Origin of the sequence: Achromobacter sp. NPDC008082 (assembly GCF_042957345.1) — a bacterium.
Lineage (GTDB): Bacteria > Pseudomonadota > Gammaproteobacteria > Burkholderiales > Burkholderiaceae_B > Achromobacter > Achromobacter kerstersii_A.
This window is the reverse complement of record NZ_JBIBIB010000004.1, coordinates 129954-154103: the sequence shown is the minus strand read 5'-3', so window position 1 is coordinate 154103 and position 24150 is coordinate 129954. Positions and strand designations below refer to the sequence as shown.

At 63.6% G+C, this 24150-nt stretch carries 23 protein-coding genes; 14 read left to right on the top strand and 9 right to left on the bottom strand.

The window, feature by feature from the left end:
- Positions 1-11: 11 nt before the first annotated feature.
- Positions 12-1190 (bottom strand): M20 aminoacylase family protein, encoded by a 1179-nt coding sequence (locus tag ACFZAI_RS16920; protein WP_391568000.1) that lies wholly within the window; start codon positions 1188-1190, stop codon positions 12-14.
- Between the two features lie 247 nt (positions 1191-1437).
- Here ACFZAI_RS16920 and ACFZAI_RS16915 point away from each other — a divergent pair, with 247 nt between their 5' ends.
- The 7 genes from ACFZAI_RS16915 to ACFZAI_RS16885 all read left to right on the top strand — a co-directional run bounded on the left by ACFZAI_RS16915 (position 1438) and on the right by ACFZAI_RS16885 (position 11501).
- Positions 1438-2616: an isovaleryl-CoA dehydrogenase gene (locus ACFZAI_RS16915; protein WP_046803954.1), complete on the top strand. Its 1179-nt coding sequence runs from the start codon at positions 1438-1440 to the stop codon at positions 2614-2616.
- Between the two features lie 22 nt (positions 2617-2638).
- On the top strand, positions 2639-4558 hold the full coding sequence (aceK, locus tag ACFZAI_RS16910; protein WP_391567999.1) for a bifunctional isocitrate dehydrogenase kinase/phosphatase: 1920 nt from the start codon (positions 2639-2641) through the stop codon (positions 4556-4558).
- A 2-nt stretch (positions 4559-4560) separates the two neighbouring features.
- Positions 4561-5742 carry an acetyl-CoA C-acetyltransferase gene (locus ACFZAI_RS16905; RefSeq protein ID WP_391567998.1) on the top strand — a complete coding sequence of 394 codons (1182 nt, stop codon included), beginning with the start codon at positions 4561-4563 and terminating at the stop codon, positions 5740-5742.
- Positions 5743-5960: 218 nt separating this feature from the next.
- Positions 5961-7568, top strand: a complete 1608-nt coding sequence (locus tag ACFZAI_RS16900) for a carboxyl transferase domain-containing protein (RefSeq protein ID WP_391567997.1) — start codon at positions 5961-5963, stop codon at positions 7566-7568.
- 57 nt (positions 7569-7625) lie between these two features.
- The gene (locus ACFZAI_RS16895) at positions 7626-9653 is read left to right on the top strand and encodes an acetyl/propionyl/methylcrotonyl-CoA carboxylase subunit alpha (protein ID WP_391567996.1); all 2028 of its coding nucleotides are present in this window, start codon (positions 7626-7628) and stop codon (positions 9651-9653) included.
- 152 nt (positions 9654-9805) lie between these two features.
- On the top strand, positions 9806-11047 hold the full coding sequence (locus tag ACFZAI_RS16890) for an MFS transporter (protein ID WP_391567994.1): 1242 nt from the start codon (positions 9806-9808) through the stop codon (positions 11045-11047).
- A gap of 79 nt (positions 11048-11126) precedes the next feature.
- Positions 11127-11501: a glutaredoxin family protein gene (locus ACFZAI_RS16885; RefSeq protein ID WP_391567993.1), complete on the top strand. Its 375-nt coding sequence runs from the start codon at positions 11127-11129 to the stop codon at positions 11499-11501.
- Positions 11502-11542: 41 nt separating this feature from the next.
- On the opposite strand, the gene ACFZAI_RS16880 is transcribed toward ACFZAI_RS16885, so the two are convergent.
- Positions 11543-12613: a hypothetical protein gene (locus ACFZAI_RS16880; protein WP_391567992.1), complete on the bottom strand. Its 1071-nt coding sequence runs from the start codon at positions 12611-12613 to the stop codon at positions 11543-11545.
- Between the two features lie 216 nt (positions 12614-12829).
- On the opposite strand from ACFZAI_RS16880, the gene ACFZAI_RS16875 reads away from it, so the two are divergent.
- Complete coding sequence (locus tag ACFZAI_RS16875; protein WP_391567991.1) at positions 12830-13327, top strand: hypothetical protein; 498 nt, start codon at positions 12830-12832, stop codon at positions 13325-13327.
- Here the strand turns inward: ACFZAI_RS16875 and ACFZAI_RS16870 are convergent.
- The gene (locus ACFZAI_RS16870) at positions 13305-13919 is read right to left on the bottom strand and encodes an ATP-binding cassette domain-containing protein (RefSeq protein ID WP_391567990.1); all 615 of its coding nucleotides are present in this window, start codon (positions 13917-13919) and stop codon (positions 13305-13307) included. The two genes, ACFZAI_RS16875 and ACFZAI_RS16870, sit on opposite strands and share 23 nt — an antisense overlap.
- 76 nt (positions 13920-13995) lie before the next feature.
- Between ACFZAI_RS16870 and ACFZAI_RS16865 the strand changes: the two genes are divergently transcribed.
- Positions 13996-14799, top strand: a complete 804-nt coding sequence (locus tag ACFZAI_RS16865) for a hypothetical protein (RefSeq protein ID WP_391567989.1) — start codon at positions 13996-13998, stop codon at positions 14797-14799.
- A 62-nt stretch (positions 14800-14861) separates the two neighbouring features.
- Here ACFZAI_RS16865 and ACFZAI_RS16860 read toward each other — a convergent pair whose 3' ends face one another.
- Positions 14862-15143, bottom strand: coding sequence for a BrnA antitoxin family protein (locus tag ACFZAI_RS16860; protein WP_391567987.1), 282 nt, complete (start codon positions 15141-15143; stop codon positions 14862-14864).
- Positions 15136-15447, bottom strand: a complete 312-nt coding sequence (locus ACFZAI_RS16855; protein ID WP_391567986.1) for a transcriptional regulator — start codon at positions 15445-15447, stop codon at positions 15136-15138. Before ACFZAI_RS16855 ends, ACFZAI_RS16860 begins: the two co-directional genes overlap by 8 nt.
- A 410-nt stretch (positions 15448-15857) precedes the next feature.
- Between ACFZAI_RS16855 and ACFZAI_RS16850 the strand changes: the two genes are divergently transcribed.
- Entirely contained in the window at positions 15858-16676 is an 819-nt protein-coding gene (locus ACFZAI_RS16850) for a glucose 1-dehydrogenase (RefSeq protein ID WP_391567985.1), read from the top strand.
- Between the two features lie 6 nt (positions 16677-16682).
- Positions 16683-18602, top strand: a complete 1920-nt coding sequence (locus tag ACFZAI_RS16845; protein WP_391567983.1) for a glycoside hydrolase family 15 protein — start codon at positions 16683-16685, stop codon at positions 18600-18602.
- Here ACFZAI_RS16845 and ACFZAI_RS16840 read toward each other — a convergent pair.
- Together ACFZAI_RS16840 and ACFZAI_RS16835 are read right to left on the bottom strand one after the other, a co-directional pair.
- Positions 18599-19213 carry a class I SAM-dependent DNA methyltransferase gene (locus ACFZAI_RS16840; RefSeq protein ID WP_391567982.1) on the bottom strand — a complete coding sequence of 205 codons (615 nt, stop codon included), beginning with the start codon at positions 19211-19213 and terminating at the stop codon, positions 18599-18601. The genes ACFZAI_RS16845 and ACFZAI_RS16840 overlap by 4 nt on opposite strands.
- A 22-nt stretch (positions 19214-19235) precedes the next feature.
- Entirely contained in the window at positions 19236-19739 is a 504-nt protein-coding gene (locus tag ACFZAI_RS16835) for a hypothetical protein (protein ID WP_391567981.1), read from the bottom strand.
- 249 nt (positions 19740-19988) lie between these two features.
- On the opposite strand from ACFZAI_RS16835, the gene ACFZAI_RS16830 reads away from it, so the two are divergent.
- Together ACFZAI_RS16830 and ACFZAI_RS16825 are read left to right on the top strand one after the other, a co-directional pair.
- Entirely contained in the window at positions 19989-20510 is a 522-nt protein-coding gene (locus tag ACFZAI_RS16830) for a GNAT family N-acetyltransferase (RefSeq protein ID WP_391567980.1), read from the top strand.
- 40 nt (positions 20511-20550) lie between these two features.
- Positions 20551-21144 carry an HD family hydrolase gene (locus tag ACFZAI_RS16825; RefSeq protein WP_391567979.1) on the top strand — a complete coding sequence of 198 codons (594 nt, stop codon included), beginning with the start codon at positions 20551-20553 and terminating at the stop codon, positions 21142-21144.
- Between the two features lie 110 nt (positions 21145-21254).
- On the opposite strand, the gene ACFZAI_RS16820 is transcribed toward ACFZAI_RS16825, so the two are convergent.
- Both ACFZAI_RS16820 and ACFZAI_RS16815 read right to left on the bottom strand, forming a co-directional pair.
- Positions 21255-21575, bottom strand: coding sequence for a hypothetical protein (locus tag ACFZAI_RS16820; RefSeq protein WP_391567978.1), 321 nt, complete (start codon positions 21573-21575; stop codon positions 21255-21257).
- Positions 21576-21769: 194 nt separating this feature from the next.
- Positions 21770-22963, bottom strand: coding sequence for an acetylornithine transaminase (locus tag ACFZAI_RS16815; protein WP_391567977.1), 1194 nt, complete (start codon positions 22961-22963; stop codon positions 21770-21772).
- Between the two features lie 215 nt (positions 22964-23178).
- Between ACFZAI_RS16815 and ACFZAI_RS16810 the strand changes: the two genes are divergently transcribed.
- The gene (locus tag ACFZAI_RS16810; protein WP_054420963.1) at positions 23179-24144 is read left to right on the top strand and encodes a tripartite tricarboxylate transporter substrate binding protein; all 966 of its coding nucleotides are present in this window, start codon (positions 23179-23181) and stop codon (positions 24142-24144) included.
- The last annotated feature ends 6 nt before the right edge of the window (positions 24145-24150 follow it).

The following is a 24150-nucleotide window of genomic DNA, read 5'->3' as shown; positions in this document are numbered from 1 at the left end:
GGGCTCCGCGCTCAGGCCGCAAGGTAGCGTTGCGCCAGGCGAACCCAGTACGACGCGCCCGCCGGAATCAAAGAGTCATTGAAGTCATAGCTGGCGTTGTGCAGCATGCACGGGCCCAGGCCGTGGCCGGCCATGCGGTGCTCGCCATCGCCATTGCCCAGGAACACGTAGCAGCCGGGCTTTTCCTGCAACAGGAAGGCGAAGTCTTCCGAGGCCATGGCGGGTTCGATCGTCAGTGCGCGCTCATCCCCCGCCACCTCGCGCATGACGTCCATGCAGAACTCGGTTTCGGCCACCGTGTTGACCAGTGCCGGGTAGCGGCGCTCGAAGAACACATCGGCCTCGCAGCCGTGCGCGGCCGCGATGTTGCCGGCGATTTCGTTCATGCGGCGTTCGATCAGGTCCACCACATCGGTGCTGTAGGCGCGCACCGAGCCGCCCAGCCACGCCGTGTTGGGGATGACGTTGATGACGGTGCCGCCCGCCTGCACCTGCGTGATCGACAGCACGGCCGCGTCCAAGGGGCGCTTGCTGCGGGTCAGGATGGTTTGCAGCGACTGGCCGATGGCGAACAGCGCAGGCACCGGGTCGGCGCAGTCTTGGGGCGCTGCGGCGTGGCCGCCCTTGCCCGTGACGGTGATCTTGAAGCCATTGGCCGCCGCCATCATCGGGCCGGCGCACACGCCGAACGACCCGGCGGGCAAGCCCGGCCAGTTGTGCATGCCGAACACCGCTTCGCACGGGAAGCGCGTGAACAGCCCGTCCTGAATCATGGCGCGGCCGCCCGCGCCGCCTTCTTCGGCCGGCTGGAAGCACAGGTACACGGTGCCATCGAAGCCGCCTGCGGTTTGCAAGTGCTGGGCCGCGGCCAGCAGCATGGCCGTGTGGCCGTCGTGGCCACAGCCGTGCATCTTGCCGTCGTGGCGCGAACGATGTTCGAACTGGTTTTCTTCCTGCATGGGCAGCGCGTCCATGTCGGCGCGCAGCATGATGGCGCGGTCCGACGTGCCACGCTTGATCACCCCGACCACGCCGGTCTTGGCGATGCCGGTATGCGTTTCGATGCCCCAGCCGCGCAGCGTATCGGCCACCACCTTGGCCGTGCGGTGCTCTTCATAGCAAAGCTCGGGGTGCATATGAATATCGCGCCGCAGCGCCACAATTTCTTCCAGATTGGCTAGTTCGAGCACGGCAGACTCCGACTTGTCGAGGCAGATTTCAGGGACAGAGACGGATATTACTCACCGATACTCCCTGGGAAATACGCATTTGCCTAGGGATAACCCGACTCCAATTTACGTTTACGTAAACGTAATATTTGCGGTGCATCATTGCGTAGCGATGCGGTGTCGGCGCATGATGAGCCACGCGATGCAAACAAGGCGCAGACCACAGGCGCCCATAAGAATGTAAGTACCCACTATCACGGAGACATCGATGAATCTTCCCGGCCTGAACTTCGACTTGGGCGAAGACCTGGACATGCTGCGCGACGCGGTGCGCAATTTTGCGCAGGCCGAGATCGCGCCGCGCGCGGCGGAAGTGGATCGCAGCGACCAGTTCCCCATGGACCTCTGGCGCAAATTCGGCGAACTTGGCGTGCTGGGCATGACGGCCGATGAAGAATACGGTGGCGCCAACATGGGCTATCTGGCCCACATGGTGGTGATGGAAGAAATCTCGCGGGCCAGCGCCTCCGTGGGCTTGTCCTACGGCGCGCACTCCAACCTGTGCGTGAACCAGATCAACCGCAACGGCACGGCCGCGCAAAAAGCCAAGTACCTGCCCAAGCTGATCTCGGGCGAACACGTGGGCGCGCTGGCCATGAGCGAACCGGGCGCCGGGTCGGACGTCGTCAGCATGAAGCTGCGCGCCGACAAAAAGGGCGACCGCTACGTGCTGAACGGCACCAAGATGTGGATCACCAACGGCCCCGACGCCGACACGCTCGTCGTCTATGCCAAGACCGACCCCGAAGCCCACCAGCGCGGCATCACCGCATTCCTGGTCGAAAAGGGCTTCAAGGGTTTCTCGGTGGCGCAAAAGCTCGACAAACTGGGCATGCGCGGCAGCCACACCGGCGAGCTCGTGTTCCAGGACTGCGAGATTCCCGAAGAGAACGTGCTGGGCCAGGTCAACGGCGGCGTGAAGGTGCTGATGAGCGGGCTGGACTACGAACGCGCCGTGCTGTCTGGCGGCCCGCTGGGCATCATGCAAGCCGTGATGGACGTGGTGGTGCCGTACATCCATGACCGCAAGCAATTCGGCCAGGCCATCGGCGAATTCCAGCTGATCCAGGGCAAAGTCGCCGACCTGTACACCACGCTGCAAGCCAGCCGCGCCTTCTGCTACCAGGTGGGCAAGAACCTGGACAAGCTGGGCGCGGAACACGTGCGCCAGGTGCGCAAGGACTGCGCCGCGCTGATCCTGTACACCGCCGAAAAAGCCACGTGGATGGCGGGCGAGGGCGTGCAGATCCTGGGCGGCAACGGCTACATCAACGAATACCCGGTGGGCCGCCTGTGGCGCGACGCCAAGCTGTACGAGATTGGCGCGGGCACCAGCGAAATCCGCCGCATGCTGATCGGCCGCGAACTGTTCAACGAAACCGCCTGATCCGCCGGCCGAGCGCTCCGCCATGATCCGCCTGTCAGACGTCCAGCATATTGAGCCGGCCCCCGCCCCGGGGCCGTCGCCGCTGGACGTCGCGCGGCGGATTCTGGCGGGCTTTGACCGCCACTACGCGCTGTTTCGCTACAGCGCGCAGCGCGCCAAGGCGCTGTTCGAATCCGGCGACTGGCACGGCATTCAGCACCTGTCGCGCGAACGCATCGAGTACTACGACATGCGCGTGCGCGAATGCGCCACGCAGCTGGAAAGCGTGCTGCGCGGGCGCCCCGAGAGCGCGCTGGACGATATCCCCAGCCACAACGGCAGCAGCAACGGCAACGGCGCGGCCGTACCCGCGCTGACCGACGCCCAGACCGCCTACTGGCAACAGATCAAACAGGAATTCGTGGGCCTGCTGGGCGAACACAAGCAGCCCGAATGCGCCGAAACGTTTTTCAATTCGGTCACGTGCCGGCTGCTGCACCGCGACTATTTCCACAACGACTTCCTCTTCGTGCGCCCGGCCGTCGCCACGGACTATCTGGACAGCAGCATGCCGTCGTACCGGGTGTACTACCCGGCCACCGACGGCCTGGAAAAAAGCCTGATCCGCATGGTGGCCGACTTCGGCCTGGCGCTGCCGTTTGAAGACCTGCCGCGCGACACCCGCATGCTGGCGCGCGCCGCGGTCAAGCAATTGCGCATGCTGCTGCCGCGCCATGTGGGCCGGCGCATCGCCAGCGACTGCCAGATCCATGCGCTGGGTTCGCTGTTCTTTCGCAACAAGGGCGCCTACATCGTCGGCCGCTTGATCAACCAGACCACCGTCTACCCGTTTGCCGTGGCGCTCACGCGCAATCCGGCGGGGCAGGTGACGCTGGACGCGCTGCTGTTGGGCGCGGATGACCTGAGCACGCTGTTCAGCTTCACGCGCGCGTATTTCCTGGTGGACATGGAAACGCCCGCGGCGGTGGTGAACTTCCTGGCGAGCCTGTTGCCGCGCAAGCCCAAGGCCGAGCTCTACACCATGATCGGCCTGCAAAAGCAGGGCAAGACGCTGTTCTACCGCGACTTCCTGCATCACCTGGCCCACTCGCGCGACGCCTTCGACATCGCGCCCGGTATCAAGGGCATGGTGATGTGCGTGTTCACGCTGCCGTCTTACCCGTACGTGTTCAAGCTGATCAAGGACCGCATCGACAAAGACGGCATGGACCACGCCACCGTGCGGCGCAAGTACCAGATGGTGAAGCTGCACGACCGCGTCGGCCGCATGGCCGATACCTGGGAGTACTCGCAGGTGGCGCTGCCGCGCAGCCGTTTCGCGCCGGCGCTGCTGGAAGAATTGCGGCGGCTTGTGCCCAGCCTGATCGAAGAAACGGATGACACCGTCGTCATCCGCCACGTCTACATCGAACGGCGGATGACGCCGTTGAACATCTATCTGCGCCAGGCCTCCGACGCGCTGCTGGAGCCCGCCGTGCGGGAGTACGGCGATGCGATCCGTCAGCTGGCGGCGGCCAACATTTTCCCCGGCGACATGCTGTACAAGAATTTCGGCGTCACGCGGCTGGGCCGGGTCGTCTTTTATGACTACGACGAAATCCAGCGCATGACCGAGATGAATTTCCGGCGCATCCCGCCGGCCCCCAACGAAGAAGCGGAAATGGCGTCCGAACCCTGGTACGCCATCGGACCGAACGACGTATTCCCCGAAGAATTCGGCCGCTTCCTGCTGGGCGACGCGCGTGTGCGCGGCGCCTTCATGCGTCACCATGCCGACTTGCTGGACCCGGACTGGTGGCAGGCCTGCCGGACTCAGGTGGCGCAAGGCCGAATTGAAGAATTTTTCCCTTACGATACGGACAGACGGCTGCAACCGGCACGCCCTTCAGGCACCCGCGCAGTACCGGCAACCAGACGCTGTCCCGACCCTCACAGGAGCTAGTCATGTCAGATCCCATCGTTATCGTTTCCGTCGCCCGCACCCCCATGGGCGGCATGCTGGGCAGCTTGTCCGGCCTGGCCGCGCATGAGCTTGGCGCGGTGGCTATCAAAGCCGCCATCGAGCGCGCCGGCATCAAGCCCGAGCAAGTTGATGAAGTCATCATGGGCAACGTGCTGCAAGCCGGCCAAGGCCAGGCGCCCGCCCGTCAAGCCGCACTTGGCGCAGGCCTGCCGCTGGGCGTGGCGTGCACCACGATCCACAAGGTATGCGGCTCGGGCCTGAAGGCCGCGATGTTCGGCCACGACCTGCTGGCCGCCGGCAGCGCCGAAGTCGTCGTGGCGGGTGGTCAGGAAAGCATGAGCAACGCGCCGTACCTGCTGCTCAAGGCGCGCCAGGGCTACCGCTTTGGCCACAACACCGTGTATGACCACATGGCGCTGGACGGCCTGGAAGATGCCTACGACAAGGGCAAGGCCATGGGCGTCTTCGCCGAAGACTGCGCCTCCAAGTACGAATTCACGCGTGAACAGCAAGACGCGTTCTCGCTGGAATCGCTGCGCCGCGCCCGCGCCGCCACGGAAGACGGCAGCTTCAAGTGGGAAATCGCCCCCGTCACCGTCGCCGGCCGCAAGGGCGACACCGTGATCGACACCGACGAAGCCCCCACCAAGGCCATGCCGGAAAAGATCCCGACCTTGAAGCCCGCCTTCAAGAAGGACGGCACCATCACCGCCGCGAACTCGTCGTCGATTTCCGACGGCGCCGCCGCCATGGTGCTGATGCGCGCCTCCACCGCCGAGAAGCTCGGCGTGAAGCCGCTGGCCCGCATCGTGGCGCACAGCCAGCACTCGCAAGAGCCGGGCTGGTTCACCACCGCCCCGGTTGGCGCGCTGAAGAACCTGTTCGCCAAGACCGGCTGGAAGGCCGAAGACGTGGACCTGTACGAAATCAATGAAGCCTTCGCGGTGGTCACCATGGCCGCCATGACCGACTTCAAGCTGCCGCACGAGAAGGTCAACGTCAACGGCGGCGCCACCGCCCTCGGCCACCCGATCGGCGCATCGGGCGCGCGCCTGATGGCCACGCTGGTCGGCGCGCTGCGCAAGACTGGCGGCAAGCGCGGCGTCGCCACGCTGTGCATCGGCGGCGGTGAAGCCGTCGCAATGGCCATCGAAATGGTCTAAGGCAATGCCTGGGAGACGGACTCACCCTCCGTCTCCCGATTGGCTTTTCGCCGCGCCTTTCTTGTATGGCTTCCGGACGCGACAACGAGTCGCGGGCCATGCTTGGAAAGGCGCAACGAAAACCCAATCGACAAGAATGCCCGGCCCACCGGGCAGCGAGACAAACCGCTCGACCAGAGCGCCTTCAAATTCCAATCAAGCAGGACGGGTGGAACCCCATGCCCATCATCGAATCCCGCATCAATCCGCGGTCGCAAGACTACACCGACAATGCGCGCGCCATGCAGGCGCAGCTGGATGATCTGAATCAGAAACTGGCGCAGACCGCGCTGGGCGGCAGTGAAGCCGCGCGCGCCAAGCACGTGGCGCGCGGCAAGCTGTTGCCGCGCGACCGCGTCGAGAACCTGATTGACCCGGGCACCCCGTTCCTGGAACTGTCGCCCATGGCGGCGCACGGCATGTACGACGGCGACGCGCCGGGCGCGGGCGTCATCACCGGCATCGGCCGCGTGTCAGGCACCGAATGCGTCATCGTCTGCAACGACGCCACCGTCAAAGGCGGCACGTACTACCCGATGACGGTCAAGAAGCATTTGCGCGCGCAGGAAATCGCCGCGCAAAACCATCTGCCTTGCGTTTACCTGGTGGATTCGGGCGGCGCCAACCTGCCGCAACAAGACGAAGTCTTCCCCGACCGCGAACACTTCGGCCGCATCTTCTACAACCAGGCGCAGATGTCCGCGCAGGGCATCTCGCAGATCGCGGTCGTGATGGGTTCTTGCACGGCGGGCGGCGCCTACGTGCCCGCCATGAGCGATGAATCCATCATCGTGAAGAACCAGGGCACCATCTTCCTGGGCGGCCCGCCGCTGGTGAAGGCCGCCACGGGTGAGGAGGTCAGCGCTGAAGACCTGGGCGGCGGCGACGTGCACACGCGGCTGTCCGGCGTGGTCGACCATCTGGCCGCCAACGACATGCATGCGCTGCAACTGGCGCGCAACGCCGTGGCGCGCTTAAACCGCAAGAAGCCCGCGCCGCTGGCGACCATTCCCGTGCGCGAACCGCGCTACGACCCCAGCGAATTGAACGGCATCATCCCCGCCGACACGCGCAAGCCCTACGACGTGCGCGAAGTGATTGCGCGCATTGTGGACGGCTCCGAGTTCGACGAATTCAAAGCGCGCTTCGGCCCCACGCTGGTCACGGGCTTTGCGCACATCCAGGGCATGCCGGTGGGCATCGTCGCCAACAACGGCATCCTGTTTTCCGAATCCGCGCAGAAGGGCGCGCACTTCATCGAACTGTGCGCGCAGCGCAAGATTCCGCTGGTGTTCCTGCAGAACATCACCGGCTTCATGGTGGGCCGCAAGTACGAAAACGAAGGCATCGCGCGCCACGGCGCCAAGATGGTGACGGCGGTGGCAACCGCCGCCGTGCCGAAGTTCACCGTGCTGATCGGCGGCTCGTTTGGCGCCGGCAACTACGGCATGTGCGGCCGCGCCTATTCCCCGCGCATGCTGTTCATGTGGCCCAACGCCCGCATCTCGGTGATGGGCGGCGAGCAGGCCGCAAGCGTCCTGGCCACCGTCAAGCGCGATGGCATCGAGGCGCGCGGCGGCAAGTGGTCGGCCGACGAAGAAGCCGCCTTCAAGGCGCCCATCCGCGAACAGTACGAACACGAAGGCCATCCGTATTACGCCACCGCGCGCCTGTGGGACGACGGCATCATCGCCCCGGCGGACACGCGCCGCGTGCTGGGCCTGGCGTTGTCGGCCGCGCTGAATGCGCCGATTGAAGACACGCGCTTCGGCGTGTTCCGCATGTAGGGCAGGCGCAGCCGCCGCCCACGCAGTTCAAGAAGAACACCAGCCAGGATGACATTCATGTTCGACACTTTGCTGATTGCCAATCGCGGAGAGATCGCCTGCCGCGTCGCCGCCACCGCCCGACGCATGGGCATCCGCACCGTTGCCGTGTATTCGGATGCGGACGCCAATGCGCGCCACGTGGCAGCCTGCGATCAGGCCGTGTACATCGGCGGATCGGAACCGCGCGCAAGCTACCTGCGCGCCGACGCCATTCTGCAAGCCGCCATCGACACCGGCGCGGGCGCCATCCACCCGGGCTACGGCTTCCTGTCGGAAAACGAAGCCTTTGCCGAAGCCGCCGAAAAAGCGGGCATCTCGTTCGTGGGCCCGCCCGCCTCGGCCATTGCCGCCATGGGCAGCAAATCGGCGGCGAAGTCGTTGATGGAAAAGGCCGGCGTGCCGCTGGTGCCCGGTTATCACGGCGACAACCAAGACCCGCAATTTCTCAAGACCCAGGCCGATGGCATCGGCTACCCCGTGCTGATCAAGGCCAGCGCGGGCGGCGGCGGCAAGGGCATGCGCGTCGTGGAATCATCGGGCGCATTCCTGGATGCATTGGCCTCGTGCCAGCGTGAAGCCGCGTCCAGCTTTGGTGATGACCGCGTGCTGATCGAACGCTATCTGCAAAAGCCGCGCCACATTGAAATCCAGGTGTTCGCCGACACGCATGGCAACTGCGTCTATCTGTTCGAACGCGATTGCTCGGTGCAACGCCGCCACCAGAAGGTCATTGAAGAAGCCCCCGCGCCGGGCATGACGGAAGAACGCCGCCGCGCCATGGGCGAGGCCGCCGTGGCCGCCGCGCGCGCCGTGGGCTATGTGGGTGCAGGCACGGTCGAGTTCATCTCCGAACCCGACGGCCGCTTCTACTTCATGGAAATGAATACGCGCTTGCAGGTCGAGCACCCGGTCACCGAAATGATCACGGGCCACGATCTGGTCGAATGGCAATTGCGCGTGGCAGCCGGCCAGCCGCTGCCTGCGCGCCAGGAAGACCTGCGCATCAATGGCCACGCTATCGAAGCGCGCATCTACGCTGAGAACCCCGAGAAGGGCTTTCTGCCGTCGATCGGCACCTTGGCCTACCTGGGCCTGCCCCCGCACACCGCGTTCACCAACGGCGATATCCGCGTGGATGGCGGCGTGCGCACGGGCGACACGATCACGCCGTTCTATGACCCGATGATCGCCAAGCTGATCGTGCACGGCGCTGACCGCGACCAGGCGCGCGCCCGCATGCTGCAAGCGCTGGCGCAAACGCAGGCCGTGGGTGTGCAGACCAACGTCGCGTTCCTGTCGCGCCTGATGAGCGATACCGCCTTTGCCGCCGCCGACCTGGACACGGGCCTGATCGAACGCCAGCGCGCCACACTGCTGCCCGAACCGCAGGCCGCCACTGCTGCCACGCTGGCGCTGGCCTCGGCCGCCGTACTGGTGCGCCAGGGCCTGGCCCAACCCGGTCTGACATCCCCCGGCAAGGGTCCGGCAGACCCCTGGGATGCGCGCGACGGCTGGCGCCTGGGCAACCAATATCAACGTCATCTGCAATGGGTGGACAACGGCGAAACGCGGCGCGTCACCGTGGCCCGCCAGGGTGGCGCATGGACGCTGGACAGCGGCGCGGGCGCTCAACCGTTCCTGTGGCGCTCGCACGCCAGCGCCAACCCGAACCTGGCTTACGGCCTGCGCATCACGCTGGCGGGCCACGAGAACGCCGGCACGGTCGTGCTGCATGGCGATCGCGCCCACGTCTTCGGCGAAGGCGGCGTGCACGTGCTGGAGCTCTACGACCCCCTGACGCACGCGCAGGACACGCAAGGCGAGCACGGCGGCGGCCTGACGGCCCCGATGCCCGGCAAGATCATCTCGATCTTGGTCAAGGCGGGCGACACCGTCGAAAAGGGCCAGCCGCTGCTGGTGATGGAAGCCATGAAGATGGAACACACGATCTCCGCGCCCGCCGATGGCAAGGTCGAAGAAGTGTTCTATGGCGTGGGCGACCAGGTCACCGAAGGCGCCGAACTGGTGTCGATCGGGGCGTAAACGGTTGCCGTGACGCGCCGCTGCGGTTGTCGTCAGATTTCCCCATAGCCCGCACGCCACGCCCCGCCGGTTGGCGCTTTAGTTTCGCGTCAGCCGGCTGTCACTAGAATGTGCCTTCCGGCGCCGCCCGCGCGCCTGCCGCGCCCGCTCCCATGCCCGCCCCCGATTCCCCCAGTCCGCTTACCCGCCCCCCGTTTCTGCACTTTCTGTTCGCGCGCGTCAGCGCGTCGTTGGCCTTTCAGATCGTCTCGGTGGCGGTGGGCTGGCAGATCTACGCGCTGTCGGGCAGCGCGATCGACCTGGGGCTGATCGGCCTGGCGCAGTTCCTGCCCATGGCCGCGTTGACGCTGGTGGTGGGCCACGTCGCCGACCGCTACGACCGCCGCAAGATCGTCGCCCTCTGCATGGCGCTGGAAACGCTGGCCACGCTGGTGCTGGCCATTGCCGCCTTGCACGGCGTGGGCGGCAAGACGCTGATCTACGCCACCATCATCATCATGAGTTCGGCGCGCGCCTTCGAAGCGCCGACCTTGTCCACGCTGATCCCGGCAGTGGTGCCGCGCGAATGGCTGCCACGCGCAACCGCCTTGGCGTCATCAGGCGGCCAGATCGCGCAGATTGCCGGCCCCGCATTGGGCGGCATCGGCTACGGGTTTGGGGCAGGGTGGATCTATTGCGTGGCGGCCGCCTTGTACCTGTCGGCCTTCGCATCGATCGCCACGCTGGTGATTGAACGCGCCCCGCCGCGCAAGGAACCGACGACGTGGCGCACGCTGTTCGCCGGCATCACCTTCATCTTCCAGCGGCGCTTGTTGCTGGGCACCTTGTCGCTGGACCTGTTCGCGGTGCTGCTGGGCGGCGCCACCGCCTTGCTGCCGATCTTCGCCAAAGACATTCTCAACGCAGGCCCGTGGGCGCTGGGCGCCCTGCGCGCGGCGCCCGCTTGCGGCGCGGCGTTGATGTCGCTGACGCTGGCCCGCTTGAGCCTGGGCGAACACGTAGGGCGCTTGCTGTTTGGTTCGCTGATCGTGTTTGGGCTGGCGACCACGGTGTTCGGCTTGTCGACATCCATTCCGCTATCGGTCGGCGCGCTGGTGGTGCTGGGCGCGGCGGACGCGGTAAGCGTCGTGGTGCGCTCGTCGCTGGTGCAGCTGAACACGCCCGACCACATGCTGGGGCGCGTCAGCGCGGTGAACACCTTGTTCATTGGCGCGTCGAATCAGCTGGGCGAATTTGAATCCGGGCTGACGGCGGAACTGTTCGGCGCCGTGCCGGCGGTGGTGATTGGCGGCATGGGCACCATCGCGGTTGCGGGCTTATGGATGCGATGGTTCCCGGAATTGAGAAAGCTGAAGACCTTGCACGGGCAAGAAATGGCGCAAAAACAGGCTTGAACGCATGGGCTTAACGCCGCAGGCCTGATGTCACACAGAGTAGACTGGCGGCCTCTTTCTTCCTATCGAGTCCCCAACCATGTTTGTTAAAGCCCTACGTGTCGGCCTGGGTCAGTTGATTGTGCTGGGCGACGCGTTGACGCGCCCGCGTCCGCAAAAGCGCTCGCCGCAAGGCCAGGCGGCGGTCAATAAAGACGCCGCTGCGCTCGCGCTCTATCAATTCAATGCCTGCCCGTTCTGCGTGAAGACGCGTCGCGCGATGCACCGCCTGAATGTGCCGGTCGCGCTGCGCGACGCCAAGAATGATCCGCAGGCGCGTGAGCAATTGCTGGCGGGCGGCGGCAAGGTGAAGGTGCCTTGCCTGCGCATCGACGACGCCGACGGCACGCGCTGGATGTATGAGTCCAACGAGATCATTGCGTATCTGGACAAGCGGTTTGGCGGCGTGGCGTGATGATGGGATAGGGGCGTAACCGGTCCACCTCCACGCCCCGTTCACTCCATCTCTGCCTTGATCACATTCGGCGACGCCTTGTCGGCCGGCTCCACCAGCATCGTGGGCGCCCGATACACCAGGTCGCGCAGCGCCGCATCCAGCTTAGGCAGCTTGAAGCTCGCCGCAGTGGGCGCCTGACGGAAGCTCTCGATACTGGCGGGCAGGCGCTTTACCGTCACCGACTGCATTGCGCAGGTAATGGTGCCGCCCGAGCCACCGCACATGCGCTTGTCCAGCTCGGGCTGGCCCTCCAGCACGAACCCGTCGGTCAGCACGACGTCTCCGGCTTTGACGCTGATGGACGCGATCGGCGCGAAGGTCAGTACTGCGTCATAACTTGGAACCGCTGACGGCTCGGCCGCACCCGCCGTGACGGCGCGATCGGCAATGACCTGCCAGCGGAACTCGCGGGCGGCCTCATCACAACCGCCGCCCAAGCGCAGCACCACCTCGCAGCCTTGCCCCAAGCCATCATCGGTTTCCTTTTCATGCTTGGGCCACGGGCCGGTCTTCTCGTAATCGACATCCATGGTTTCGGTCATTCTGGCGACGCCGACCTTCTTCAGTATCGCCTCCTTTTCCAGACGCCCCGTCGCCTCGGGCACCACGGCGCGCGGCTGAAAATAGGTAATGCGGCCGAGCCGGTATTCGCCCGGCCACACCGGAATCACCTGATACGTCAGCGCGCCGCTCGGGGTTTGAAACAGCGGCCCGATATCGAAAGGGTCGAACTTGCGGGTGTCCTGACCCACCGTGAGGCCATATTCGCGCTTGCCCACATTCATCCACTGCATGAACATGCTGCGCTGGCGCGCAAACGCGTCGCGCGTGTCCCGGTCATCGAAATCGCGCTTGGGATGGGCGTCCAGGTTGACGGTGGGAATCACCAGCAACGCCATGCCGTCCTCGCCCGCGTGGCCCAGCACGTCGTCCACGTTTGCCCGCTGCCGCTCTGCGAAAGCCGCCGCCTTGGCAATCATTGCGGGATCAGCGGGGGGCAGGGCAAGGGCGGCCGCCGGGGCGAGCAATGCCATCAGGCAAATACGGGCAAGCACGGGAGAATGCGACATCGGTCTTTGTTCCTTCTTCTATGTCTGGGAGAGACGGCGAGGCAAGCGGGCTCGGGCTGACTGAACCATAACGGGCCATGATATCGCGGCCGCGAAACGCAGCTGCAACACAAGCCGTTGGACCATTCTGGTTTCGTTGCACTTGTCATGTTTTGCCACGCGGTGCCTCGCGGTTCGGTGTTGAATGTGGCCCATCCAAAAAATTCAGACGCCGACATGCCTATCGACTTCGAGCCCATCGAAAATGGCTTCATGGAAACGCTGCGGCCGCATCCCGCCTTTGCCGGCTGGCGCAAGAAGCGCAAGCGTTGCCTGTGGCGCAAGGTGGGCGACGTCGAGCAAGGCGTGGAGCTGATCCGCTACAAGGACTCGTTCGAGAACCGGCAGCGGGTGTCGCTGGGTCTGTACGTGTCCGTGCCTGATGAACGGGAATGGCCGGGGTATGTGCCCACCGAAATCTGGCACAAAGGCCGCTTGTATCGGCGTGCCTACCTGGTGCCGAATCAAGGCCTGGCGGACGACAACAGCTTCGCCAGTGGCGCGCTGATTGCGCTGAGTTCAGAAGAAGACCTGGCGGCGTGGCTGGCCACGTTGGCGGCCGATATCGGCCCGCACGTCGCTCCGTGGTTCAAGCAATACGAAACGCGGGAAGCGGCGTCCTATGAATATGAGATTCCACGCTGGCGTAACGTCAGCGCAAGTCAGCCACGTTGACCGTGCTGGCGCCGCAGGCCTCGACAAGTTCGGCATCGTGGCTCGCGAACAGCACGACGCGGTCCTGCGCCCAGGTTTTGAATACGTCGGCCAGTACGGCGCGAGCCTGCGCATCCAGGCCGCTGCTGGGGCCATCCGCGATGACCACAGCGGGATTGCCCAGCGCCGCAGCCGTCAGATACACCTTGCGGCGCGTACCGGTCGACATCTGTTCGAAGCGCTTATCCAGATGCGGTTCCAGGCCCAGCCGGTAGGCAAGGTCAAGCGCAGCAGCATCAAGCAGCACGTGCTTTTCATCGGCCACTTGCCGCAGCAGCGCACGCCCGGTCAGCGTCGGAAACGCCAGGCAATTGTCGGGCACATAGGCCAGACGGGCGCGGGCTTGTTGCGGCGCGTGAGTGAGCGAATGTCCGTCGATCCAGACGTCGCCATCATCCGGCGCGACCGCGCCCGCGATGATGCCAAGCAAGCTGGATTTGCCGGTGCTGTCTTCTTCGCATAGCGCCACGCATCCCGGCGTGAACGTATGCGTCAGGCCTTGGAAGACGAGATAGTCGCCGTAGCGTTTGCTGAGATTGTCGATGCGTAGCATGCCGGAAGTTTACGCAGGAAAGCGGGTGCTGCGGTATAAACAACCCGCCATTTTTTTCCAGGAAAAAAGGAAACTTGTGTCGATCAAACTTGGGGCAGGCCGTCTTGTGGCGGCAACGGCCAGCGTCCTTAGACGCCAGGGCCGCGCCATGCTGGCCGCCGCACCGTGGTCGTTGGCCGCGTTCACATTAACGCTGCCGTTTGCGTTGACGGTTTTTCGCTTGAATCAGCCATCGGATTTGCTGTGGGCCGCGTTGGCTCTGGTCAACCTGATCGCGCTGGCCCGCATGACGTATGCCTGGCACCGGATTGCCGCTGTGGGTGAGGCCAGCCGCTTGCCCATTGCACGCAGCGGCTCGGGCGAGGCCAGCCGCTTGCCCATTGCGCGCGGCGGCTCGGGCGAGGCGCGGCATCTGGTTCTGCTGAGCGCAATCGCCATCGTCATCACGGCCCTGGCGCGCGCAACGGGAGACCTGCCGTATGCGGTCTACATGTTGCTGGACGCACCGTCCGACGGACGCTTCTATGCCGCATTGCTTGCCGCGCTAGCGGTGATCTGGCTGCCGGTGTTGTACGCGCTTGCCGTCTACGGCGTAAGCCTGCCGCGCACGGCGGTAACGGGGCAGTATGGGTTGGGCGGGGCACGTGCTCCGAGGCACTACCCGCGTTGGCCATTGATGGTGTGCCTGCTCGCGCTGATCGCGATGGCCAGCTTTGCCGCCATCAGCCTTGAACCGTTGACCTACGGCGGCTTCGAAACCGATCACTGGCCGATGGCTACGCTAAGCGTGTTGCTCTGCGTCCCGATCACGTTCTGGGTGACGGCGATGTACGCGGTGGCTTACCGAGATTCTGTGGGCATGGCGCACGAAGGAACATGATGACGGCTGACCTAAACGCGCTGGATTTTGTTTAAGGACGACTCGCCTGGGAGTGGCGGCTGTTAAATCAGCTGATGCGTCTTCAACCAGTCCTTCAGTGCATTGTTCATGCGTGTCTGCCAACCGCGTCCGGTCGCCTTGAAAGCCGCTAAAACCTCTTCATCCAGACGAATGGTCGTGGCTGATTTTCGGGTGGACGCTAAGCTTCCGACGGGACGGCCACGCCGCCGCACGATCTCTTCAGGCGTGTGCACGCGCGCATAATTACCCTCAACAGCCTGCTTGGCGCTGCGCAGCAACGCATCTTGAAACTCGGCTATTTCGGCATCGGTTTTTTTAGGCATCAAAGCACTCCTTGAGTTTTCCGAAAAACGAGGCAGGCAGATTATCGAATTTGGCCTTGGCATAAACGATTAGCAGCACCACCTCGCCACTGGCCAGGCGCAGGTAGTAGACCACGCGCGCGCCGCCGCGCTTACCGACGCCCCCGCGCGACCACCTGACTTTTCTACACCCGCCTGAACCCGGCACAACATCTCCCGCTTCTGGGTTTTCCGAGATCCAGTCTACGAATGCTTCCCGCTCGGAATCGCTCCAGACTTTCGCTGCATAAACGCTAAATTCAGCAGTTTCAATAACAGTCAGCATGATTTAATTGTACTAACAATTTAATTGTGAACGCAAAGTGCTCTGAAGATGGACGGCGACCCGTCGGGTAACGGACACGTCCGCAGGACACGCCCGCGCAACTTGTTGCGACGGTGTGCATTTCCACCGCTCCGTGCTCGTATCTATTGTGGTCAAGCTAGCGCCTTGCGCCATACATACGCCCGTGAAATCAGACCAAGGGAAAGGCCGGTCATTACTTCAATCATTACTTCTTGATTCAACGCGTCTCGGCATGGTCTCGCTTGCGACACAACGTTTAATTGCCGATGCACGCCCTAAGTTGAAGCCATGCCCGTTCAGGACTAAGCTGAACTTTCGCTATCGAACGCGGCGCCACACGATCCGCACGGCCCTCGCCCCGGACCGGCTCGCCGCAAGGAGAGAGCAGCATGCGGCATGCAGTGGACTTATCCGGGCGTGTGGCCATCGTCACCGGCGCCAACTCAGGCATCGGGCGCGGTGTGGCGTTGGAACTTGCGCGGGCTGGCGCGAAAGTGGTCGTCAACCATCGCCCCAACCAAGACTCTGAAGAACGCGGCAAAGCCGTCGTCCAGGACATCACCAAGGCAGGCGGACAAGCCGTTGCAGTGGCCGCCGACATCAGCCGCGAAGACGATGTCGAGCAATTGTTCCGCGCGGCGAGCCATCACTTTCAAGACATCGACATCCTGGTCAACAACGCGGGCATCGAACAGCCCGCTCCCATCCAGGACATGACGCTGGCCCAGTGGCAAAAGGTGATCGACACCAATCTGACCGGCCAGTTTCTGTGTGCCCGTGCGGCGGCAAGGGCGTTTTTGAATCGCACGCCGAAGCCGCCGGCCGATGCCGCCGCCGGAAAAATCATCTTCATCAGCTCGGTTCACGAAGTGATTCCGTGGGCATTCCAATCGAACTATGCGGCGTCCAAAGGCGGGGTATCCCTGCTGATGCAGTCTCTTGCGCAAGAGCTTGCGCCGATGAAGATACGCGTGAACTCCGTTGCGCCCGGCGCTATCCGCACGCCTATCAATGCCCCCGCCTGGAACACGCCAGAAGCCCTGGCGTCGCTGCTCAAGCTGATTCCGTATGGGCGCATCGGCGAACCGGAAGACGTGGCGCGCGCCGTGGCCTGGCTGGCCAGCGACGATTCGGATTACGTCACAGGGTCGACCTTGTTCGTCGATGGCGGCATGACGCTGTACCCCGAATTTCGCGGCGCGGGTTAAACGCCTATGTCCAAACCCCTTGAAGACTATGGCTTGATCGGCAATATGCTGTCCGCGGCGCTGGTGGCACGCGACGGCTCCATGGATTGGCTCTGCCTGCCGCATTTCGATTCCCCCGCCTGCTTCGCCGCGCTGCTGGGCGACGACAGCCATGGACGCTGGCTGCTCGCACCGCGCGATGCGGCGGGCGGCATGGGCAACAGCGTAGTGGGCAACAACGTGGCCAGCAGCCCAAACCAAACCGCGGCCAGCAGCATGGGCCAGAGCGCAGGCCAGAGCGCCAGCTGCACCACCACCCGCCGCTACCTGCCTGAAACCGCCGTGCTGGAAACCCGCCATGAAACGCCTACCGGCGCCGTGCGGGTCTACGACTTCATGCCGCTTAGCGATGACGAAGAGCGCGTGGACGTCGTGCGTATCGTGCAAGGCGAGTGGGGCCACGTCGACATGCATATGGAGCTGACGCTGCGCTTCAACTACGGGCAAGCGGTGCCTTGGGTGCGGCGGCGCGATTATGGCCTGAGCGCCATCGCCGGACCCGACGCCGTCGAGCTGCACACCGCGGTGCCGCTGGTGGGCCGCGACATGAAGAGCGTGGCGGCATTCACCGTGCGGCAAAACGAGACCGTGCCGTTCACCTTGTCGTATCACCGCTCGCACAAGACGCCGCATTTCGTGCCTGACCGCATGGAAAGCATGGACCGCACGATTGCGTGGTGGCATGAATGGGCCAAGCGCTGCCATTGGGAAAACGGCCCGGGCGAGCGCCACGACGCGGTGGTGCGTTCGCTGATCACGCTCAAGATGCTGACGTTTCAACCCACGGGCGGCATCGTCGCGGCGCCCACGACGTCGCTGCCCGAGCAACTGGGCGGCAGCCGCAACTGGGACTATCGCCACTGCTGGCTGCGCGATTCGGCGCTGACCTTGTACGCGCTGCTGAACGCCGGCTATCGCGAGGAAGCCGAAGCCTGGCGGCAATGGCTGTTGCGCGCGGCGGCAGGCCACCCCAATCAATTGCAGATCATGTACGGCATTGCCGGCGAGCGCTGGCTGCCCGAACACGACATTCCCTGGCTGCCTGGTTATGAAGGCAGCGCGCCCGTGCGCATCGGCAACGGCGCGGCCGGGCAAATGCAGCTGGACGTGTATGGCGAGTTGATCGAAACGTTGCACGCCGGCCGTGTGGCTGATCTGGCGCCGCTGGCGGAAGCGTGGCGCATGCAAAAAGTGTTGCTCACGCCGCTTGAGGACTTATGGCGCGAGCCGGATCACGGCATCTGGGAAGTGCGCGGCCCCCCTCGCGCGTTCACGCATTCGCGGCTGATGTGCTGGGTGGCGTTGGATCGCACCGTGAAATCCTGCGAGCGATTTGGCCTGGAAGGGCCTGTGGACCGCTGGCGCGCGCTGGCTGACGAGATCCGCCAGGACATCTGCGCGCACGGCTTTGATGCGCAGCGCAATACCTTCGTGCAGTACTACGGCGGCACGGCGCTGGATGCGAGCCTGTTGCTGATTCCTCAGGTGGGCTTTCTGCCGCCGGATGATCCCCGAGTGACCGGCACGGTGAACGCCATCGAACGCGAATTGCTGCGCGATGGCCTGCTGCTTCGGTATTCCACCCAGCACAGCGACGACGGACTGCCCGGCGACGAAGGCGCATTCCTGGCGTGCAGCTTCTGGCTGGCGGATGCCTACATCATGCAAGGCCGGCTGGACGATGCGCACCGCTTGTTCGCGCACCTGCTGTCGCTACGCAATGATCTGGGCTTGCTGTCCGAAGAATACGACGTGGTGCGCAAGCGCCTGGTGGGCAATTTCCCGCAAGGGTTCTCGCATATCGGCCTGGTGAATACGGCCTACAACCTGAGTGCGGCCGGCGGCACGGCGCATCAGCGATCGACCCGCAATGCGCCGCACGATTAACGGGCCAACTCCCGCTGCGCGAGCCACACCGTCGCGCCCCCGCAAGCCGGATCATTCTCCACATGCTGCTTCACGGTAAACCCATTGGCGTTCAACAGCTGCCGATATTCATCGCGATCCAAACTGCCGTGATAAAGCGGCCTGCCTTCGAGCTGGCCAATGGCTTCCCCCCGCGAAGCGCCGCTGGTGAACATCAGCACCGCCCCGGGCGCCGCCAGACGCCGAAAGGTGCTGAACATGGGCCGCTGGTCTTCGGGCTTCAGATGGAAGAAGCTATGCCACGCAATCAAGCCATGAAAGGGCTCGGTAACCGGCAACCGCCGCATGTCTGCGGCGATCCATCGATGGTCGGGGAAGGTGGACTGCGCCCGCGACAACAAGGGCAACGAGGTATCGATGCCCGTGATCAAGCAACCGTTTTCAATCAGATGACGCGCAATCGGAACGCCGTTGCCGCAACCGATGTCGAGCACTTGCGGATGCGCGGCGGGCAGTAATGACAGAAACCGCGTCAGCCAAGCGCGTTCAATAAGCGCCGTCCCGCGCAGCGCCTCAAACGCGGCCGCGTGACCTTGATAGACGGCGATAACGTCGTCGGCGGGTGAGGGCATGTTCGTTGAACCAGCGTTGACTTCAAGCGGCGCAATGGGAGGTCCCCTGTGCAACTGGGGGCTGCAATCGTAGGGCAGACTTGGTGACGCCTCTTTTGTTCCAAGGCAGCTGTCCGATATAGCGAGAGTTTCGTAGCAGCAGCTCTTCTTCTATCGCCAACCGCAAAGATTCAGGCTGAACCAGAATGACGGTAACACCCATCTGAGCACCATTTCGGACGATAGTTCGAACCTCTTCAAGTTTGGAGGCGGTACCCTTACCCACCTTGAAAAGGTGTTCACGCAGGCGTTTCAAACCGGCTGCACTGTGGCGCTCGCCGATGTACATCAGTGTCCACTCGGACTGCGCGGTCTTGCGAGACCACAACGCGTACACATTGAAACTCCGGCCCGCGAATTCTTCGGGATGCGTGCCTGCAGCCAAGTCTTCCACGTCATGATGGCTCACGGGTACAGGGGGGGATTCGATCAGTGCGGCTTGCGCCTTCTCGATGAGTGAGTTGATATCTAGCTGAAGCGGCGACATGAATCAGGTTCTACTATTCTGGGCAGTGTGGGCGGAATGATAGGGAAGCGTTGCTTGGCGACCCGCAGAACTTTAAGGTGTCGGAAGGCGTTTTTTCAATTGAAATTCGGTCCTGAATGACTCAACGTCAAAATTTTCAGTCGGATACCGTGATTACTGCAACATTGGAGCCGGAGCTTACGTTCGGATTGCATCGAGCAGTGATGCCAACTCCAGTCCTATTCAACCACCGACAAGAGGATTCGCTTGATGAAAATGCTCGCCATAGAGCTGCCAGGTGCGCTCCAGGCGTCTCTGCGGCCGCTTCAGTTCGATGATGCGGCAGCTTGGTCTGCGTATTTGAATCGGCCAGGTGTCATTGAGCATACGAGTTGGGGGGACATCGGCCACACGGCTCTCGCGACCCTTATTCAGAGCTATGAGACCCAACAAGAGGCGCTGCGCTGGGCGATCGTTGACTCGAGTTCAAGCTTGATAGGAACGGTGGGCCTGAATGACATTTCGCGCCCCCATGGTCGAGCAGAACTCGCGTACGACCTCGACCCAGAGCACCGCGGCCGAGGACTGGCAACGCGGGCCGCACAGGCAGTTATTTATTGGGCTCGCAATGAACTGGACCTTCAGCGAATCCAAGCTACTGTTCTTGATACCAACGAGCCGTCAATTGCTGTTTTGGAACGGCTGGGCATGCGGCGAGAAGGCTTGCTGCGCCGCTATCGCAAGGTCCGTGGAGAGGCTCGTGACTTCTGGATATATGCGGCGGTATGTTGAAGTTAACTGAGCCTACCCCGACACCAAGACAGGCCCGAGCATGCAACCCACCACGCTAAAAAGCCAACTCCATTTCCTAAGAGAAATCGACCGCCTCAAATCCGTCGTCCGGCAGTCGCCGCTGCTGGACCGCAGCCGCAAGGAAAACTCCGCCGAACACTCATGGCACTTGGCGATGTACGCGTTGATCCTGAACGAGTACGCGAGTGGCGCGGTGAATACGAACCGGGTCATCCAGATGCTCTTGCTGCATGACCTCGTCGAGATAGACGTGGGCGATTTTCCGCTTCACGGCAGGTCGTCCGCCGCGTTGCAGGCCGAGTTGGAATACAAGGCGGCTGAGCGATTGTTTGGATTGTTGCCTTCGCCGCAGCGCGACGAGTATCTTGGCCTCTGGCTAGAGTTTGAACGGGCGGAAACGCAGGACGCGCAGTTTGCGAAAGCGCTTGATCGCTTTCAGCCGCTTCTCACGAATATCTACACCGGCGGGGGAACATGGACCGAGAACGGCGTGTCTCTGGAACAGGTTTTTTCGCGGTACGGCCCAGTCATCAAACGAGGCGCGCCCCGGCTGTGGGACGAGTGCGAGCAATGGGTGACGCGGCACTTTCAGCAAGGCAAGGATGCAGTCTGAAGTACGGTTCCTTTTTGATGAGGGTGCCGCCGACATGCATGTTCTTCTGCATCACAGGAAAACCTGAATAGTTTTAACGCTTCGTCTCAATAGCGGCTATTGAATGGCGCCTATTCTTCACCCCCGCCCTGCAAGCACGCCCAAGCCTCCTCCTCAATCCCTTCGATCACGTTTCCCTCTTCATCGGCAATCGTGAACGCCTGCTGATCGCCCCCGATGCTCGCTGCGCCGTCCAACCCTAGCAGCAACGTGTACATCGTGTCTCGAAGCACACCATCCAGCACATCCCGCATCTGTTCATGTTGCCCCGTTGACAGGCCCATCGCTCGCACCCGGGCGGCAACGTCACTCGCGCTGTCTGGCGCCAGATAAGACGCCAGTAATTCCGCTCTTAGCGCATTCCAATTCGCGACGAACTCCTTCGCGTCCATTTCGATTCCTTTGTTGGTTCATGCACCAGCGACGGCGGCAGGCCGTGATCGCTTCGCTTGAAAAAAACAAAAACGCGGTCTGACACCGGCGCCACTCGCGATAGGCGATGCGCCCCGACAAACCGTGGGTCGCGTTTCAAATAAACAAGGGCCGCATTGCTGCGGCCCTTGGCTTATTCCCTGCCAACCAACAGTCAGGCCTTACGCACTTGTGCGATCAGCGCGTCCAGTTGCGTCAGCATCAGGTCGATTTCTTCGGCCGTGACGTTCAGCGCCGGCATGAAGCGCAGCAGGTTGGGGCGCGGGGCGTTCAGCAGCAGGCCTTGCGGGTTCTGGTTGCGGGCGGCTTCGACGATGGCGGGGCCATCGTCGCGGTCCATGATCAAGGCGCGCAGCAGGCCCTGGCCGCGTTCGCCCTTCATGCCGTACTTGGCCGACAGGGCCAGCAGGCCTTCGGACAGTTGCTTGGCGCGCGCGTTGACGGCGTCCATGAAGCCCGGGGCGGCCAGCGCATCGAACACGGCGACGCCGACGGCGGTGGTCAGCGGATTGCCGTTGTACGTGCCGCCCTGGTCGCCATGCGAGAACACGCAAACGTCCTGACGCGCCAGCAGCGCGGCCAGCGGCACGCCGCCGCCGATGCCCTTGGCCAGCGTCATGATGTCGGGGGTGACGTCGGAATGCTGGTACGCGAACATCTTGCCCGTGCGGCCCATGCCGGTCTGGACTTCGTCAACGATCAGCAGCAGCTGGTTGTCGTCGGCCAGCTTGCGCAGGCCCTGCATGAATTCACGGGTGGCGGGGATGACGCCGCCTTCCCCTTGCACCGGCTCCAGCATGATGGCGACGGTCTTGTCGTCGATCAGCTTCTTCACGGATTCCAGGTCGTTCAGCTCAGCCTTGGGGAAGCCCTCGACTTGCGGGGCGAACATCTTGTCCCAGCCCGGCTTGCCCGATGCGGACATCGTGGCCAGCGTGCGGCCGTGAAAGCCGTGGTTCATCGTGATGATCTTGTAGGCGCCGTTCTTCTTGACCTGGCCCCACTTGCGCGCCAGCTTGATGGCGCCTTCATTGGCTTCGCCGCCGCTATTGGCGAAGAACACGCGGTCAAAGCACGAGGCGCCGGTCAGGCGTTGCGCCAGCTCGATCGACGGAATGTTGTAGAACGCCGGCGACGGGTTCATCAGCTTTTGCGACTGTTCGACCAGCGCGCGCTGCATTTCCGGGGCCGAATGGCCCAGCGTGTTCACGGCCCAGCCCTGCACGAAGTCCAGGTATCGCTTGCCCGCGTGATCCTCCAGCCAGGACCCCTTGCCGCTGACGAACACGAGGTCCGGGCGGGAGGTGATATCCATGAGGGTGTTGACGTTGAACTGGCTGAATTCCATGGCGGTTCCTGCGGGGTGAAAGGACAGGGGAAGAAGAAAACTTCGCGGGGGAAACGCGAAAGGGCAAATGTAGCACCGACAGAGGGATGCTATCGTGACGCACCCCCGCCGATTCGCCCCGGGCCGCCTCAAAAGGGCCACTGCTCGGGCGCTCTATTTTATGCAAGTGGCGCGCCCCCCGCGCGCAGCCCGTTGTCGCTTTTTACTGACCAATCATGAAACGTATTCTTTCCAGTCTTGCTGCCGGCCTGGCGCTGGCGGCGGCCGGCGCGCCGGTACATGCCGAATATCCCGAACGCCCCATCCGCCTGATCGTGCCGTTCCCGCCCGGACAGGCCACCGACATCTTCGCCCGCGCGCTGGCTGAAAAGCTGGGCGCCGCCGTGAAGCAGCCGATCGTGGTGGAAAACCGCGCCGGCGCCGGCAGCAACATCGGCATGGAACAGGCCATGCGCGCTCCGGCCGATGGCTACACGCTGGTCATCGCGGGCAGCGCCGCCGCGGTCAACCAGACGCTGTACAAGACCATCAACTACAGCCTGACCAAGGATTTCGCGCCGGTGTCGGGCGTGTTCTCGGTGCCGCTGATGTTCCTGGCCACACCGGCATCCGGCATCACGTCGCTCAAGCAGCTGGTGACGCAGGCGCGCGCCAATCCGGGTGAGCTGGCCTACGCCAGCGCCGGCATCGGCGGCACGCAGCATCTGTCGGCCGAGATGTTCAAGGCCGCAGCCGATATCGACATCCGCCACATTCCGTACAAGGGCAGTGGCCCGGCCCAGGCGGATTTCCTGGGTCACCAGGTGCCGTTGATGGTGGATTCCGTTACAGCCGGCCTGCCTCACGTGCAGAACAAGAAGGCCGTGGCGCTGGCCGTGACCACCGCCAAGCGCCTGCCGCAGCTGCCCGACGTGCCCACCGTGGCCGAATCCGGCTACCCCGGCTTTGAGGCGATTGGCTGGGCCGCCGTGCTGGCCCCGCGCGACACGCCGCCCGCGGTGACGAACTACCTGAGCAAGCAGATCGGCCAGGCGCTGTCGACGCCGGAAATGCAGAAGTTCCTGCGTGACCGGGGCGCCGAACCGATGCCGCTGACGCCCGAAGCCACCGGCGCTTTCATCGCGACGGAAGTGGACAAGTGGGGCCGCGCGGTCAAGCAGTCTGGCGCGCAGGTGGACTAAGCACGC